Origin of the sequence: Arthrobacter sp. ZGTC131, from assembly GCF_002929275.1 — a bacterium.
Lineage (GTDB): Bacteria > Actinomycetota > Actinomycetes > Actinomycetales > Micrococcaceae > Arthrobacter.
This window is the reverse complement of record NZ_PJIK01000003.1, coordinates 223,292-236,869: the sequence shown is the minus strand read 5'-3', so window position 1 is coordinate 236,869 and position 13,578 is coordinate 223,292. Positions and strand designations below refer to the sequence as shown.

General features: G+C 67.6%; 15 protein-coding genes. 12 read left to right on the top strand and 3 right to left on the bottom strand.

Annotated elements, in window-relative coordinates; translation table 11 throughout:
• The 6 genes from CXQ90_RS06140 to CXQ90_RS06115 all read left to right on the top strand — a co-directional run bounded on the left by CXQ90_RS06140 (window position 1) and on the right by CXQ90_RS06115 (window position 5,941).
• Window positions 1-792, top strand: a complete 792-nt coding sequence (locus CXQ90_RS06140) for an NAD(P)-dependent oxidoreductase (protein WP_104137742.1) — start codon at window positions 1-3, stop codon at window positions 790-792.
• A gap of 77 nt (window positions 793-869) precedes the next feature.
• Entirely contained in the window at window positions 870-2,207 is a 1,338-nt protein-coding gene (locus tag CXQ90_RS06135; RefSeq protein ID WP_104137740.1) for a TRAP transporter large permease subunit, read from the top strand.
• A gap of 13 nt (window positions 2,208-2,220) precedes the next feature.
• The gene (locus CXQ90_RS06130; protein WP_104137739.1) at window positions 2,221-2,475 is read left to right on the top strand and encodes a hypothetical protein; all 255 of its coding nucleotides are present in this window, start codon (window positions 2,221-2,223) and stop codon (window positions 2,473-2,475) included.
• On the top strand, window positions 2,472-3,461 hold the full coding sequence (locus tag CXQ90_RS06125) for a cyclase family protein (protein WP_104137738.1): 990 nt from the start codon (window positions 2,472-2,474) through the stop codon (window positions 3,459-3,461). The genes CXQ90_RS06130 and CXQ90_RS06125 overlap by 4 nt, the downstream gene beginning before the upstream one ends.
• 189 nt (window positions 3,462-3,650) lie before the next feature.
• Window positions 3,651-5,276: a sensor histidine kinase gene (locus CXQ90_RS06120; protein ID WP_104137736.1), complete on the top strand. Its 1,626-nt coding sequence runs from the start codon at window positions 3,651-3,653 to the stop codon at window positions 5,274-5,276.
• Window positions 5,273-5,941: a response regulator gene (locus CXQ90_RS06115; RefSeq protein WP_104137735.1), complete on the top strand. Its 669-nt coding sequence runs from the start codon at window positions 5,273-5,275 to the stop codon at window positions 5,939-5,941. The genes CXQ90_RS06120 and CXQ90_RS06115 overlap by 4 nt, the downstream gene beginning before the upstream one ends.
• Window positions 5,942-5,963: 22 nt before the next feature.
• Here the strand turns inward: CXQ90_RS06115 and CXQ90_RS06110 are convergent, their stop codons facing one another.
• Entirely contained in the window at window positions 5,964-6,551 is a 588-nt protein-coding gene (locus tag CXQ90_RS06110) for an adenylate kinase (RefSeq protein ID WP_104137733.1), read from the bottom strand.
• Window positions 6,552-6,781: 230 nt separating this feature from the next.
• On the opposite strand from CXQ90_RS06110, the gene CXQ90_RS22285 reads away from it, so the two are divergent.
• A complete protein-coding gene (locus CXQ90_RS22285) occupies window positions 6,782-6,931 on the top strand; it encodes a hypothetical protein (RefSeq protein ID WP_181038443.1) in 150 nt (49 codons plus the stop codon).
• Here the strand turns inward: CXQ90_RS22285 and CXQ90_RS06105 are convergent.
• Window positions 6,928-7,287 (bottom strand): hypothetical protein, encoded by a 360-nt coding sequence (locus CXQ90_RS06105; protein WP_104137732.1) that lies wholly within the window; start codon window positions 7,285-7,287, stop codon window positions 6,928-6,930. The genes CXQ90_RS22285 and CXQ90_RS06105 overlap by 4 nt on opposite strands.
• Window positions 7,288-7,292: 5 nt before the next feature.
• The gene (locus tag CXQ90_RS06100) at window positions 7,293-8,036 is read right to left on the bottom strand and encodes a FadR/GntR family transcriptional regulator (protein WP_104137968.1); all 744 of its coding nucleotides are present in this window, start codon (window positions 8,034-8,036) and stop codon (window positions 7,293-7,295) included.
• Between the two features lie 211 nt (window positions 8,037-8,247).
• Between CXQ90_RS06100 and CXQ90_RS06095 the strand changes: the two genes are divergently transcribed.
• From CXQ90_RS06095 to CXQ90_RS06075, 5 genes are all read left to right on the top strand, one after another.
• The gene (locus tag CXQ90_RS06095; RefSeq protein ID WP_219816640.1) at window positions 8,248-9,612 is read left to right on the top strand and encodes an MFS transporter; all 1,365 of its coding nucleotides are present in this window, start codon (window positions 8,248-8,250) and stop codon (window positions 9,610-9,612) included.
• Between the two features lie 94 nt (window positions 9,613-9,706).
• Window positions 9,707-11,464, top strand: a complete 1,758-nt coding sequence (locus CXQ90_RS06090) for a dihydroxyacetone kinase family protein (protein WP_104137729.1) — start codon at window positions 9,707-9,709, stop codon at window positions 11,462-11,464.
• Window positions 11,461-11,931 carry a ribose-5-phosphate isomerase gene (locus tag CXQ90_RS06085; protein WP_104137728.1) on the top strand — a complete coding sequence of 157 codons (471 nt, stop codon included), beginning with the start codon at window positions 11,461-11,463 and terminating at the stop codon, window positions 11,929-11,931. Before CXQ90_RS06090 ends, CXQ90_RS06085 begins: the two co-directional genes overlap by 4 nt.
• Window positions 11,915-12,781: a triose-phosphate isomerase family protein gene (locus CXQ90_RS06080; protein WP_181038442.1), complete on the top strand. Its 867-nt coding sequence runs from the start codon at window positions 11,915-11,917 to the stop codon at window positions 12,779-12,781. Before CXQ90_RS06085 ends, CXQ90_RS06080 begins: the two co-directional genes overlap by 17 nt.
• Window positions 12,778-13,578, top strand: coding sequence for a sugar phosphate isomerase/epimerase (locus CXQ90_RS06075; protein WP_104137726.1), 801 nt, complete (start codon window positions 12,778-12,780; stop codon window positions 13,576-13,578). Before CXQ90_RS06080 ends, CXQ90_RS06075 begins: the two co-directional genes overlap by 4 nt.

The window sequence follows — 13,578 nt, the reverse complement described above, 5'->3', positions numbered from 1 at the left end:
ATGACAGCGTGCACCGTCATCGGCCTCGGTGAGGCCGGAGCCACCTACGCGGCAGCCCTCGTCGCAGCAGGCCACAGCGTGACAGGATTCGATCCCGTCGCACCATCCGCTCCGGCCGGCGTGACCCGCGCCGCAACCGCAGCGCAGGCCTGCGCCGGAGCGGACATCGTCCTGGTCCTCACCGGGGCGGCCGCCGCGCGCAGCGTCGCCCAGGAATGCCTGCCGGTCCTGCCGGCCGGCAGCTGCTATGCGGACTTCACCTCCTCTTCACCCCACGTCATGCAGGAACTGGGGCAGCTGCCAGGCGAAGCACTCTTTGCCGACGTCGCCATCCTTGGACCCGTTCCCACCGAGGGGGTGAAGACACCGCTGATGGTCAGCGGCCCCGGATCCCGGGCCGTTGCCCATCTCCTGTCGCCGCTGGGCGCCGACGTCGAAATCGCCGACGGGGAACCGGGGGCTGCCATGGCCCACAAGCTGCTCCGCAGCGTCCTGATGAAGGGCCTGGCCTCCGTGGTTGTCGAAGCGGTCACCGCCGGACGGGCCGCGGGCCTGGAGGAATGGATCCGTGCCCAGATCGCCCGGCAGCTCGCCGGCGACGGGCAGGCAGTCATCGACAGGTTCCTGACCGGAACCTCCAAGCACGCCCTGCGCCGCTCCAGGGAAATGCAGGACACCGCCAGCTACCTCTCGGCGGATCTGGGAGTCCCGGCCGAGATGACCGCGGCTTCAGCCACCGCGCTCACGCGCATCGCCGCCGAAACCACGCAGAAGGCACCGGCCTTGCGCTGACTCCTGCATCGGGCAGAATCAGGAACAGGAAACGGTGACCTTCCACCGGCAATGACACCCCCGTCAGGAGCGGCAGCATGATCGGCATCTGGGCCCTCGGAGCCTACCTTGCGGTCATCCTGCTGTGGACGACGCTGATCAAACGCAGCGTCGGGGAGGCCATGATCCTGGGATTCCTCGTGGTGCTTCCCTTCACGGGGGCGGCCGCGGCGCAGACGGGATGGACGGCGTTGTCCACGGCCGTGACGGACGAAATCGTCTATGCCACCATGGCGTTCGTCTTCATGGGATACCTGCTGGACAAAACCGGGGTGCTAGACCGGCTCATCGACCTGCTGAACTCCCTGATCGGTGGCGTCAAGGGCGGGCCCGCCTGGGTCTCGACCGTGGCATCCGCGGGCCTCGGCGGGGTGGTCCACAACCAGGCAGCCATCGCCGCCACCGTCGGCTCCGTGACGATTCCCTGGATGGAGAAATCCAGGCTGGACAAGCCGTCGGCGGCGACGCTGGTCGCGGGGAACGCGGGTATGGGCATCACCTTCCCGTTCAGCGCGTCAATGTTCGTCCTCGTCGGGTCCGCCACGGTGGGGCCGCTGCTGGACGTCAACGACCTCGTCCTCCCGTTGCTCATCGGCGGACTGTGGTGCTTCCTGCACCGGCTGATCGTCACGTGGCTGCTGATACACAAGAGCGGGATGGCCCCCCTGGACGCTGCCCACCGGCTGCCGGTGGGGGCAGCGTTCGGCCGCGGCTGGGCGACGATGCTGCTGTTCGTCGTGGTGGCCATCCCGCTCGTCATCACCTCCGGTGCCGTCGCCGCGGCACTTTCGGACTGGAGCGGCGGGGACATCACCAAGTCCGTCAGCGTCATCGTCTGGATCCCGGTGGTCCTGATCATCACCGGTGCCTTCCTGGGCCGGAAGCAGCTGCCGGGCAGCGGCCGCGCTTGGTGGGCGCTGCTGCAGAACTCCGCCCCAAGATTCGGCGTCGTCGGGGTGACAGTGGTCTTCGCCTTTGCCGGAGCCAACGCCCTCGCCGCCACCGGGCTGCCCCAGCAGATGACCGCCCTGCTCAACCAGATGAACCTGCCGTTGTGGCTGCTCGCGATCCTGATCGGGCTGATCGTCATCGCCGTCGCCGCCCCGTTGTCTTCGACGGCGACAATGGCCGCCGTCGGAACCGTCGGCGTCGCCACGCTCGTTGCCGCGGGCGTCCCTGCGACCACCGCCGCCGTCGCCGTGCTCGTCTTTTCCTCCTGCGAAGCAGCGGTCCCGCCCGGAGGTGCGCCCCTGTATGTCGCCTGCGGCATTGCGGACGTCGATCCGGTCAAGACCTTCGCCCGCCTGCTCACGCACTACGCTCTGCCGCTGCTGGCCATCGGTGTGCTGATCGCCGTCGGCGTCCTGCCGATCTAAAGGAACCAAGACCATGCACCAGATCCGACGGGCCATCGAAGTCCTCTTCGTCCTGACACTCGCAGCGCTCCTCCTGGGAGGAGTGGTGTTCGTGACCGGCCAGGCCGTCTCCCTGATCGCAGGCCAAAGCAGCTGGCTGGAATTCTTCGACGAATCCGTCAAGCCTCCAATGTGCGCCGCGGCCTCCCTTTGTGCGATCGCGGGCTTTCTCCTCAGCTACAGGCACCACCAGAGCAAGGGGCAGCCGCAGAAAGCAAGGACGCGATGACGGCGCCGGCCGGGGACGCGGCCTACCCGACATTCGCCCAGCTCCTCGAAAGGGAGGGCAAGTTCGCAGGCACCTCATGGAGCCTGTTTCCCGAACCGGACCGCGGAACCCCCACCTTCATCACCCCGGACGCCGTCCTGGAAGCGACGAAGTGCATCAGAACCGGCGCGGTTTTCGGCCTGGACTATCCGGCCGACGCCTTCGATCCCGGAATGTCGCTCAAACGCCGGGCGCCCAGGCACACCATCTACTCCTCACACCCGGCCCACCGCGACGACTACCTGGACGGCTACTACCTCCAGGGATCCACGCAGATCGACGGGCTCAGGCACCGAAGGGCCGACGACATCGGCTTCTACAACGGCACGCCGGATGACCGAATCCGGGAAGGCACGCCCGACCTCGGCATCCAGCAATGGGCAGAGAACCCCATCGTCGGCAGGGGAGTGCTTGTGGACCTCGACGGATACCGCGCCGGCCATGGTGCTCCCATCGACCATGCAGGCGGTGAACCGCTCGGCCTCAACCTGATCCAGGCGGCAATCGAGGCCCGGTCGCTCAGCCTCCGGCCGGGCGACATCCTCATGCTCCACACGGGCTGGTGCGAATGGTTCCTCGCCCTCACGCCGGAGGAAAAACAACGGGGCCGCAGCAGCCGGCGGGCCAGCGGCGTCGCCCAGTCACAGGAGTTTGTCGCCTGGGCGTGGGACCACCGCCTCGCACTCCTCGCCGCCGACAACTTCGCCCTCGAATGCCTGCCCGCCGTGCCGGCAAGCCCCTTCCATCGCTCCGCCCCCAACGACCACGGCATGATGCACCAGCAGCTCCTCGCCAAGCTCGGCATGCCACTGGGCGAACTGTGGCGGCTCGGACCCCTCAGCCGGCACATGAAAACCACCGGCAACTGGGATGCCTTCATCAACATCAAACCGCTGAACATCACCGGCGGAACCGGGTCGCCCGCGAACGCCACCGCGCTGACCTGAACCCGGACCAGCGCGCAGTCCGGTCCCTCCGGAGCCCGTGAAAACCGGCCAGCACAGGTGCGGTATAGTTCACCCCACCGCCATGGAAACGGCGCGGAATCGCGGGCCGCGAAACCCGCACGCCACCTTTCGCGCCGCGGCGCCCACTGACACACAGGAAGACTGCAGCACATGACTCGACGGCGAGGGATGTCCCTTGCGGGGCAGTATCTCCGGCTGCAGCTGCTGATCGTGCTGGCCGTGCTGGTGGCCGTGGTGGCGATCTCGCTGGCACAGTCCGCGGCCGCGTTCGAACGGATCGAAGGCCGCCGCGCGCTGTCGGCAGCCGAAACGCTCGCGGCACACCCGGCCGTCCGCAGCCTGCTGGCAAATGCCGAGCCCGGAAGCGGGTCCGCGCTGCCCGCCGTCGCCGAATCCGTGCGGACAATCTCAGGCTCCTCGCACGTCGCCCTGGCCCGCGCCGACCGGACGGTGGTGACGTCCTCGGATCCTTCGCAGGAAGGCCGCGGGATGGAACTCGGCGACAGCGTCGTCATGACCGGGCGGGCCTGGACCGGCCTGGTGGATACCGGGGGTGCCGAAGCGCTCTCCGCCCACGTTCCCGTCCTGGACGACGGCGGCAAAATGGTGGGCATCGCCGCCGTCGGCCGGAACTTCCCGTCCGCACTGGAGCGCCTGGGCGATGCCGTGCCGAACCTGCTGACATACCTGGGCGTGGCGAGTGTCCTGGGGGTGGCCGGTTCACTGCTGCTCGCCCGGCGGGTCAAACGCCAGACGCTGGGCATGGAGCCGGACGAGATCACCGGGCTCGTCGAAAACCGGGAGGCGATGCTTCACGGGCTCAAGGAGGGCGTGGTGGCGTTGGATCCCCAGCAGCGGATCACCGTGGTCAACGACAGCGCCCGGCGCCTCCTCGGCCTTCCCGACGACTGCGTGGGGAAGGACCTCCGCAGCCTCGCCGTGCAGCCCGCGCTGAAGGAGGTCCTCACGCAGGACCAGCCCGGTCCGGACAGGCTGGTGCTGGTGGGCGAGAGCCTGGTGGTCTTGAACCGGATGCCCATGCGCTCGCACGGCCGCGTCATCGGGTCCGTGACCACTCTGCGTGACCGGACGGAACTGGCTTCCCTGGAGCGGGAACTGGGCACCACCCGGACAGCCACGGACACCCTCCGCGCCCAGGCGCACGAGTTCGCCAACCAGCTGCACACGATTTCCGGGCTGATCCAGATCGGCGAGTATGACGCCGTCGTGCAGTTCGTCAACGGCACCACGTCGAACCGCACCCGCCTCAATGACGAAGTCACCAGCAGGATCCAGGACCCGGCGCTGGCCGCCCTGCTCATCGCCAAATCGAGCCTTGCCACGGAGCGGGGTGTGTCACTCCAGCTGGCCGGCGAGTCCCGGCTGGGCCGGATTGATGAGGCGCTGTCCCGGGACTTGACCACCGTGGTGGGCAACCTCGTGGACAATGCGCTCGACGCCGTCACCAACTCCGCTGACGACGCCGAGGTGGAGGTGCTCATCGAGGAGGACGACGACGGCGGCGTGCGGGTTGTGGTGCGGGACTCCGGACCGGGTGTCCCGGCGGAGGTCATGGAAGACATCTTTCGTCAGGGGTTCAGCACGAAGAATTCGCCCGACGGCGGCCGCGGCTACGGCCTGGCGCTCGCCCGGGTGGTCTGCCAGCGCCGCGGCGGCCGGCTGACCGTGCACAACGACGGCGGCGCGGTGTTCACCGCAGAACTGTCCGGTGCGGGCCCGGTGCACGCCGAGAAATTACGCGACAAACGGATCAATGAGGGGAAGCAGCCATGATCAGCGTCCTGATCGTTGATGATGATTTCATGGTGGCCAAGGTCCACGCCGGGTTCATCCAGCGCACGCCGGGGTTCGGGGTCGTCGGCGTCGCCCATACCGGCGCGCAGGCGGTGCTGGAAACGCAGCGGCTGCAGCCCGACCTGGTGCTGCTGGACATCCATCTCCCCGATATCAACGGGCTGGACCTGATGCATCAGCTGCGGGAGGTGGCGCCCGAGCTCGACGTTTTGGTGATCAGCGCGGCCAGGGAGGTGGAGACGGTGCGCCGGGCCCTCCGCGGCGGAATCGTTCACTACCTGATCAAGCCGTTTTCCCAAACGGACCTCCAGGAGCGCCTGGAGCATTACCGGACCACCTATCAAAGCCTGGCTTCCTCCAAGGACGTGGCGGAACAGGCTGACGTCAACCGGGTCTTCGGGCTGGAGCGCAGCGACCGGCCGCTGCCCAAAGGCTGCAGCGCCGAGACGCTGCAACTCGTCGAGCGGGCGCTGCTCGCCTCCACGGGCGATCTTTCGGCCGCCGAACTGGCCGTCGTCGTCGGCACGTCGCGGGTGAGCGCGCGGCGTTACCTTGAGTACCTCAATGACGAAGGAATGGTGGACGTGACGCTTAAGTACGGCGTCGGACGCCCCGAACGCCGGTACGCCTGGAAACAGGCGTAAGGCCCTGGCGTAGTCCCGGCGGCTACCCTGCCCGGTTCGCCCTGGCTGTTTCGATGCCCTTCAGCGCGCCCGCGGTGACGTGGTCGACGTCGGCCGTTCCGTCCACCCGGACCAGGAGGCCGCGCTGGGCGTAGCGGGAGATGACGGGCTCGGTTTCCGTGCGGTAGAGCTGCAGGCGGTGCCGGATGACGCTTTCGGTGTCATCGCTGCGTCCTTCGGCCTGGGACCGCAACAGGAGCCGGCGGACGATCTCGTCGTCGTCCGCGGTGATTTCCAGGACAGTGTCCAGGCTGTCGCCCGTCTCCTGGAGTACGCCGTCCAGGTCCTCCATCTGGCTGACCGTCCGGGGGTAACCGTCCAGGAGGAAGCCGTTCTTTGTGTCCGGCTGCTGCAGCCGTTCGCGGACCATGGCCGTGGTGAGATGGTCCGGCACGAGGTCACCGGCGTCCAGGTATTTTTGGGCCTCGACACCCAGCGGCGTGCGGTTGGCCAGGTGCGTGCGGAACATGTCACCGGTGGAGATCTCCTCGATGCCCAGCTGTTCGCTGATGCGGTGGGCCTGGGTGCCTTTGCCCGATCCCGGAGGGCCGATGATCAGTAATCTCGTCATGCGCCTATCCGTTCTGCTTGTCCGTGCTGACGGTGGGGGGAGCGGCGGGTACGGTCATTCTCCCGCCGGGCAGCTCCTTCTGCAATGGATACAGAACCAGGGCCCCGCGAAGCAACGATAGATTCCAGATACAAATCCGAAACGTGGCGTCGACCACACGAAACACTGCTTGGCTACGCTGATGCCTACTCGGAACCCGTCGTCAGGACGGCGAATGGAAGGACACAGCCATGATGATCTGGAACAGCCTTACCCTCTTTCTTGACTCCCACCGCAATGACCGGCATGAATTTGGTGGCGCCGGCTCCGCATTTCCCAGCGGCCAGCTGACCTCGACTGCCTGGGCAGGCTGGTGGCACGACGAAGCCAAGCACGCTTAAGTGCCCGCGATGCGGCGGCCGTGATCGGCCTCGGCCGGGCTGAGTGTGCCAGCCTTGCCGGCGCGGAACTCCCATTGGGTGGTGATGCCGTCCGGGCCGGTGACGGAACCCGTGCGGAGCGCCCGATCGATCCTCCGGCGCACGTCGTTTTCGTGCTCCGGCTCCGTGGCGAAGACCACCCGGAGGAGGACCGTTTCGCCGTCCCGTAGGGCTTGGGTGTGGTGGGCGGCCAGCGGGCACGGTGGCCGGTGCTCCCAGCTGCCGCACAGTTCCAGCGTGATCGCCGCCCCGGGACCCTGCACGTCACCCTCGGGTCCCATCGCAACGGTGGCCTCATGTACGTAGGGTTCCCGCATGGCGTCTATTGTGCGGCGTCGAAGCCTGCGAGGAGCCGCCGGGACGCCGTCGCCATGTGCGAGCGCATCGTTTCCGTGACGGCGGCGGGGTCGTGAGCTTCCAGGGCTTTGAAGATCTCGCGGTGTTCCTTCAGGGCTGCCGCGGCGTGACCTTCATCTGTCAGTGCGCGGTCCACCCAGATGCGCAGCAGTGAGCGGATGCTTTGGAGCAATTCCCGGAGCACCTGATTGCCCGAACTGACCGCAATTTCACGGTGGAACGCGGCGTCCGCCTCCACGAAGGCAGCCAGGTCCTCGAGGTTGTCCTCCATGGTCTGGAGGTTGGCCCGCATGCGGCCGAGGGCGTCGTCACCAATGCGCTCCGCGGCCAGCTGGGCGGCCTGCACTTCCAGGCCGCTCCTGAGTTCCACGAGTTCGCGCGTCCGGGGTGCGCCCAGCATCAGGCCCCAGCTCAGTGTGCGGGGCAGCAGCTCGGAAATGCCGTCCCGAAGATAGGTTCCGGAGCCGGGGCGGACAATGACGATGCCCAGGATCTCCAGGGCAGCCAGGGCCTCGCGCACCGCGGACCGCCCGACCCCCAGGGAGGCCGCGAGCTGGCGTTCGGCCGGCAGTCTGGTCCCTACAGGGATGTCGCCGCTGGTGAAGAACGCCAGTAGGCGCTCCGCCACTTCGGAAACAACGGACCCCTGCTCCATCGAACCGAGGGCGGCACTGATCTTAGCCGTCGCGGCTGCGGAATTTTCGGACACCTCCAAAGCGTAGCAACCGTCTGGCGACTTTCCGGCTGGCAGGGCGTGAAAAGAAAAAATACGTCAACCGGTTGACCAATTTACCTGTCCCGCCCTATGGTTGATATCACACGCTTTAGCCGCTGCCGGTCCTCTGCCGGCGGACGCAGTGAGACCAGCCCCGCGCCTCCAGTGCAGGATGCGGCCGGGACATCAACATCTAGGAGTCAATGTGGACACCACACAATCGGTGGTCGAAAAATCCGCAATCAGGAAAGTGGCGGTCCGGCTGGTGCCGTTCGTCGCTTTGATGTTCTTCATCAACTACCTGGACCGGACGGCCATTTCCTTCGCAGGCCCCAACGGCATGAACACCGACCTTGCCCTTTCGGCAGCGCAGTTCGGCTTCGCATCCGGCGTCTTCTTCATCGGCTACATTCTGCTCGAGGTCCCCAGCAACCTGGCGTTGCACAAGTTTGGAGCCCGCCGCTGGCTGGCCCGCATCATGGTCAGCTGGGGCATCGTCTCCCTGCTGTTCACGTGGGTGGGCAATGTGGAGCAGCTCTACGTCCTGCGTTTCATCCTGGGCGTGGCCGAGGCCGGCTTCTTCCCCGGCGCCATCCTGTTCCTGAGCCTCTGGGTTCCGTCCCGGCACCGCAGCAAGATCCTTGCCCTGTTCTACTTGGCCCAGCCGCTGACCACCGTGATCGGTGCCCCGCTGGCCGGCCTCCTGATCCAGCAGGACGGACTCTTCGGACTCGCCGGTTGGCGCGTCATGTTCTTTGGCGTCGCCATCCCCGCCATCATCGTCGGCATCATCGCCTGGTTCTACCTTGCTGATTCCCCCGCGAAGGCCAAGTGGCTGACGCAGGAAGAGAAGACTTGGCTGACCGGCGCTTTGGAGACGGAAAAGAAGGAAACCGCTGCCAGCAACAAGCACGTCAGCGTCCGCACCGTCTTCGGCAACGGCCGCGTCTGGATGCTCTCCGCCATCTACTTCGGCTTCATCTACGGCCTTTACGCCCTCGGCTTCTTCCTGCCCACCATCATCGCTGGCTTCGAAGGCATCTACGGCACCAAGTTCGATGTGTTCCAGAAGGGCCTGATCACCGCGATCCCGTACCTGCCTGCAGCATTCGCCCTGTACTTCTGGTCGAAGGATGCCACCAAACGCGGCGTCAAGACCTGGCACATCGCCCTCCCGGCCCTCATCGGCGGGCTGAGCATCCCCCTGGCGCTGTTCGCCGGCTCGCCGGCCGCCACCATCGCCGTCATCACCATCACGGCCATGTCGATCTTCGCCGCACTGCCCAACTTCTGGACCGTGCCCACCCAGTTCCTCACGGGTGCAGCCGCCGCAGCGGGCATCGCGCTGATCAACACCATCGGCAACCTCGCCGGCTTCAGCGCCGGGTACGTCACCGGCTGGCTCAAGGACCTCACCGGCGGCTACACGGTACCGATGTTCGTCGTCGGCGGCTTCATGCTCCTGTCCGCCATCCTCATGGTGACGCTGAGCCGCTCCGGCAAGGTCAGCGAAGGCATCCCGGCCGAGGCCCTGGACCCCGCAGGGGCCGGGCACCACGCCGAGCCGTAACAGACCCGGGGGCGCCCTTCCCCCCGAGGGCGTCCCCGCTCCAACCCAGACCCCACCCGAACCGACTTCCCCTTAGTTAGGCCCAGGAGCTCCCATGACCCGCCTGTTCAATGAACCAGCAGCCTTCGCTGACGAGATGATCGAGGGCTTTGTTGCCTCCCATGGCCGCTGGGTGAAGCGCGTTTCCGGCGGCGTGGTCCGCAACACGCAGAGCACGCCGGATACGGTGGCGCTGGTGATCGGCGGCGGCTCCGGCCACTACCCGGCGTTCGCCGGCCTGGTGGGCCAGGGCCTGGCGCACGGCGCGGCGATGGGCAACCTTTTCGCCTCCCCCTCGGCGCAGCAGATCTACAACGTGGCGAAGGCCGCCAACAACGGCGGCGGCGTGCTGCTCGGCTACGGCAACTACGCCGGCGACGTCCTGCACTTCAACCAGGCCCAGGACCGCCTCCGCAAGGACGGCATCGACTGCCGCAGCATCGCCGTCACCGACGACGTCTCCTCCGCGCCGCTCGCCGAACGCACCAAACGCCGCGGCATCGCCGGCGACCTCACCGTCTTCAAGGTGGCCGCCGCAGCCGCCGAAGCGGGCTACTCGATGGACGCGACCGTGGAAATCGCCGAGCGTGCCAACGACCGCACCCGTTCCTTCGGCGTGGCGTTCAGCGGCTGCACCCTTCCCGGCGCGGTCCATCCGCTGTTCTCCGTCCCCGAGGGCCGGATGGCCGTCGGAATGGGCATCCACGGTGAACCGGGCATTGACGAAACAGAGATCCCGACGGCGGATCAGCTCGCCGAGCTGCTGGTCGCCAAGCTCCTCACCGAAATCCCCGAGGGCCTGAAAGCGGACGGCGCCCGCGTGGTGCCTATCCTGAACGGCCTGGGCAGCGTTAAGTACGAAGAGCTCTTCGTCGTCTACCGCCGCGTCGCCCAGCTCCTGGCCGAAGCCGGCCTGGTAGCCGTGGACCCGCAGGTGGGTGAACTCGTGACCAGCTTCGACATGGCCGGCACCTCCCTGACCCTGTTCTGGCTCGACGACGAACTCGAGTTCCTCTGGAACGCTCCCGCTGACGCCCCGGCCTTCCGCCGCGGCGCCGTCACCGCGGCGGCACTGGAAGCCGGCGATGGCAGTGAGCTGGCCGACGTCGAGCTTTCCATCCCCGACGCCACGGCGGAGTCCCGCGCCGGCGCCGTCCGGGTCCTCGCCGCGCTCGGCGCCGCGAAGGACGTGGTGGACGCCAACGCCGACGAACTGGGCCGGATCGATGCGGTTGCCGGGGACGGTGACCACGGCATCGGCATGGAACGCGGCGTCCGCGCCGCCGTCGACGCCGCACGCAACGCTGTGGCCCGCGGCGCCGGAGCCGGCACCACACTGCACTTCGCCGCGGACGCCTGGGCCGACAAGGCCGGCGGCACCTCCGGTGCGCTGTGGGGCATGGCCCTGCGGGCCGTCGGAGACGCCGTCGGGGACAGCAACGCGACCGACGGCGGCGCAGTCGCCGCCGGAGTGGCCGGCGCTGCGGCCGCGATCATGGACTTCGGCAAGGCCAAGCCCGGGGACAAGACCCTGGTGGACGTCCTGGTCCCGTTCCGCGACGCCCTCGCCGCCGGCGTGGACGCCGGGCAGTCCCTCACCGACGCCTGGGGCGCCGCCGCCACCGTGGCGCAGCAGGCCGCCGAGGACACTGCGCAGCTGCTGCCCCTCATGGGCCGCGCCCGGCCGCACGCCGAGAAGAGCCTCGGCACCCCCGACGCCGGCGCGGTGTCCATGGCGCTGATCGTCCGAGCAATCCATAACACCTTCGCCGAGGCGAAAGCTGCAGAAACAACCATCAAGGAGAACGCATGAGCGCCAAACTGCGCCTGGTCATCGGAGCCGACGACGCCGGCTTCGAGTACAAGGAAGCCCTGAAGGCTGACCTGGAGGCCTCCGAGCTGGTCGAATCCGTGACCGACGTCGGTGTCGACGCCACCAGCCACACGCCCTACCCGTCCGTGGCCATCGCCGCCGCCGAGCTGATCGCCGCCGGCAAGGCCGACCGCGCACTGCTGGTCTGCGGCACCGGGCTCGGCGTCGCCATCGCCGCGAACAAGGTCCCCGGCGTCCGCGCCGTCACCGCGCACGACTCCTTCTCCGTGGAACGCTCCGTGCTGAGCAACAACGCCCAGGTCCTCACCTTCGGCCAGCGCGTCGTCGGCCTGGAACTGGCCCGCCGGCTCGCCCGCGAATGGCTCACCTACACCTTTGACGAAAGCTCCGCCTCGGCCGAGAAAGTCACCCTGATTAAGGACTACGAAGGTGTCACTTCCTGCTAACCGCCCCACCGGCACCGCCGCTGGCACAGTCGCGGGCACAGCCTCAGGCGCAACCGGCGCGAAGGCCATCATCGGCGTCAGCCTGAAGATGTACTTCGGCTACGAACGCAGCCTCGACTACTGCCGCGAGGTGGCGACCATCGCGCTGGCCCATCCTGCGGTGCAGAGCGGCGACATTGAACTGTTCGTCCTGCCCATACTTCCGGCCCTGCCCGAAGCGTCGCGGATTCTCGGCGCTGCCGGGGCAGCGGCCGGCGCCCAGGACATTTTCTGGGAGGACGAAGGAGCCTTTACCGGCGAGGTTGGCGGCAAGACCGTGGCGGAACTCGGCGGCAGGTATGCGGAGATCGGCCACGCCGAACGCCGCCGGATCTTCGGCGAGGACGACAGGGTCATCGGTCTCAAGACCGCCGCGGCCTACCGCAACGGCCTCAACCCCGTCCTGTGCGTCGGCGAGCTGCAGCAGGGCTCGGTGGAAGAAGCCATCGCCCGCTGCACCGCCGAGATCGATGCCGCGCTAAACCGGGCACAGTCTCTGGGACCCGCCGCCCGGACCATCGTGGCCTACGAGCCGCAGTGGGCCATCGGCGCCCCGGAACCCGCCACGCCGGATTACATCAGCGCCGTCATCGCCGGACTGGACGCGCACCTGCGCGCCCTGCCGGGCCAGGCGGACAGCCGGGTCATCTACGGCGGCAGCGCCGGCCCCGGCCTGATCAGCCAACTGGACTCCGCCGTCGCCGGCCTGTTCCTGGGCAGGTTCGCGCACAACCCGGCGGCGCTGCGGGACATCCTGGACGAGACGGCCGAACGGCTGGGCCTGCTCTCCCCGGTGGGAGGAAGGGCATGAGTTCAACTATCGGACTCAGCAGCTACGCGTTCTTCTGGCAGCTCTCTGACAAGGTCACCGAACCGCTCTCCATCCACCAGGCCCTGGAAAAGACCGCGGCGCTGGGCGTGGAGCTGTTCCAGATCTGCGACTACGCGCCGCTGGAAGCCATGACCGACGCCGAACTGGAATCCGTGCGGGCCACGGCGGACCGCCTGGGCATCGCGCTCGAGCTGGGCACCAAGGGCATCCGGCCGGAGCACCTGCGGAAGTTCCTGCACATCGCAGGCATCCTGGGCGCGCCGCTGCTGCGGACCATGTTCAACGTTCCCGGGCACACGCCCACTGCCGAGGAAGCCGTGGCCATCTTCAAGGAAGTGCTGCCGGAGTTCGAGGCGGCCAGAGTGAAGATCGCCGTGGAAACGTATGAACAGGTCCCCACGTCCCGGATCCTGGAGGTCATCCGCGGCGTGGACAGTCCCTACCTGGGGATCTGCAGCGACCCCGCCAACACCGTGGCGGCGCTGGAGCCGCCCCGCGAGGTGATTGACGCCGTCGCGCCGTATGTCCTGAACATGCACATCAAAGACTTTGCGTTCAGCCGCAAGGAGGGGTGGGTCGGGTTCACATACTCCGGCGCACCGCTCGGCGAAGGCCTTCTCGACTATGACTACATGGCCGGAAAGTTTCAGCCCAAAGAAAGAAACATCAACCAGATCGTCGAACACTGGCTGCCGTGGCAGGACTCCGAGGCGGACACCGTCCGCCTCGAAAACCAGTGGACCCAGCAGAGCCTCGATTTCCTAAGGAGCAAATGA

Bases quoted from the DNA above. Each gene is read 5' to 3' on its own strand.
- CXQ90_RS06140 (WP_104137742.1), top strand. From the start codon at position 1: ATGACAGCGTGCACCGTCATCGGCCTCGGTGAGGCCGGAGCCACCTAC.
- CXQ90_RS06135 (WP_104137740.1), top strand. From the start codon at position 870: ATGATCGGCATCTGGGCCCTCGGAGCCTACCTTGCGGTCATCCTGCTG.
- CXQ90_RS06130 (WP_104137739.1), top strand. From the start codon at position 2,221: ATGCACCAGATCCGACGGGCCATCGAAGTCCTCTTCGTCCTGACACTC.
- CXQ90_RS06125 (WP_104137738.1), top strand. From the start codon at position 2,472: ATGACGGCGCCGGCCGGGGACGCGGCCTACCCGACATTCGCCCAGCTC.
- CXQ90_RS06120 (WP_104137736.1), top strand. From the start codon at position 3,651: ATGTCCCTTGCGGGGCAGTATCTCCGGCTGCAGCTGCTGATCGTGCTG.
- CXQ90_RS06115 (WP_104137735.1), top strand. From the start codon at position 5,273: ATGATCAGCGTCCTGATCGTTGATGATGATTTCATGGTGGCCAAGGTC.
- CXQ90_RS06110 (WP_104137733.1), bottom strand. From the start codon at position 6,551: ATGACGAGATTACTGATCATCGGCCCTCCGGGATCGGGCAAAGGCACC.
- CXQ90_RS22285 (WP_181038443.1), top strand. From the start codon at position 6,782: ATGATGATCTGGAACAGCCTTACCCTCTTTCTTGACTCCCACCGCAAT.
- CXQ90_RS06105 (WP_104137732.1), bottom strand. From the start codon at position 7,287: ATGCGGGAACCCTACGTACATGAGGCCACCGTTGCGATGGGACCCGAG.
- CXQ90_RS06090 (WP_104137729.1), top strand. From the start codon at position 9,707: ATGACCCGCCTGTTCAATGAACCAGCAGCCTTCGCTGACGAGATGATC.
- CXQ90_RS06085 (WP_104137728.1), top strand. From the start codon at position 11,461: ATGAGCGCCAAACTGCGCCTGGTCATCGGAGCCGACGACGCCGGCTTC.
- CXQ90_RS06075 (WP_104137726.1), top strand. From the start codon at position 12,778: ATGAGTTCAACTATCGGACTCAGCAGCTACGCGTTCTTCTGGCAGCTC.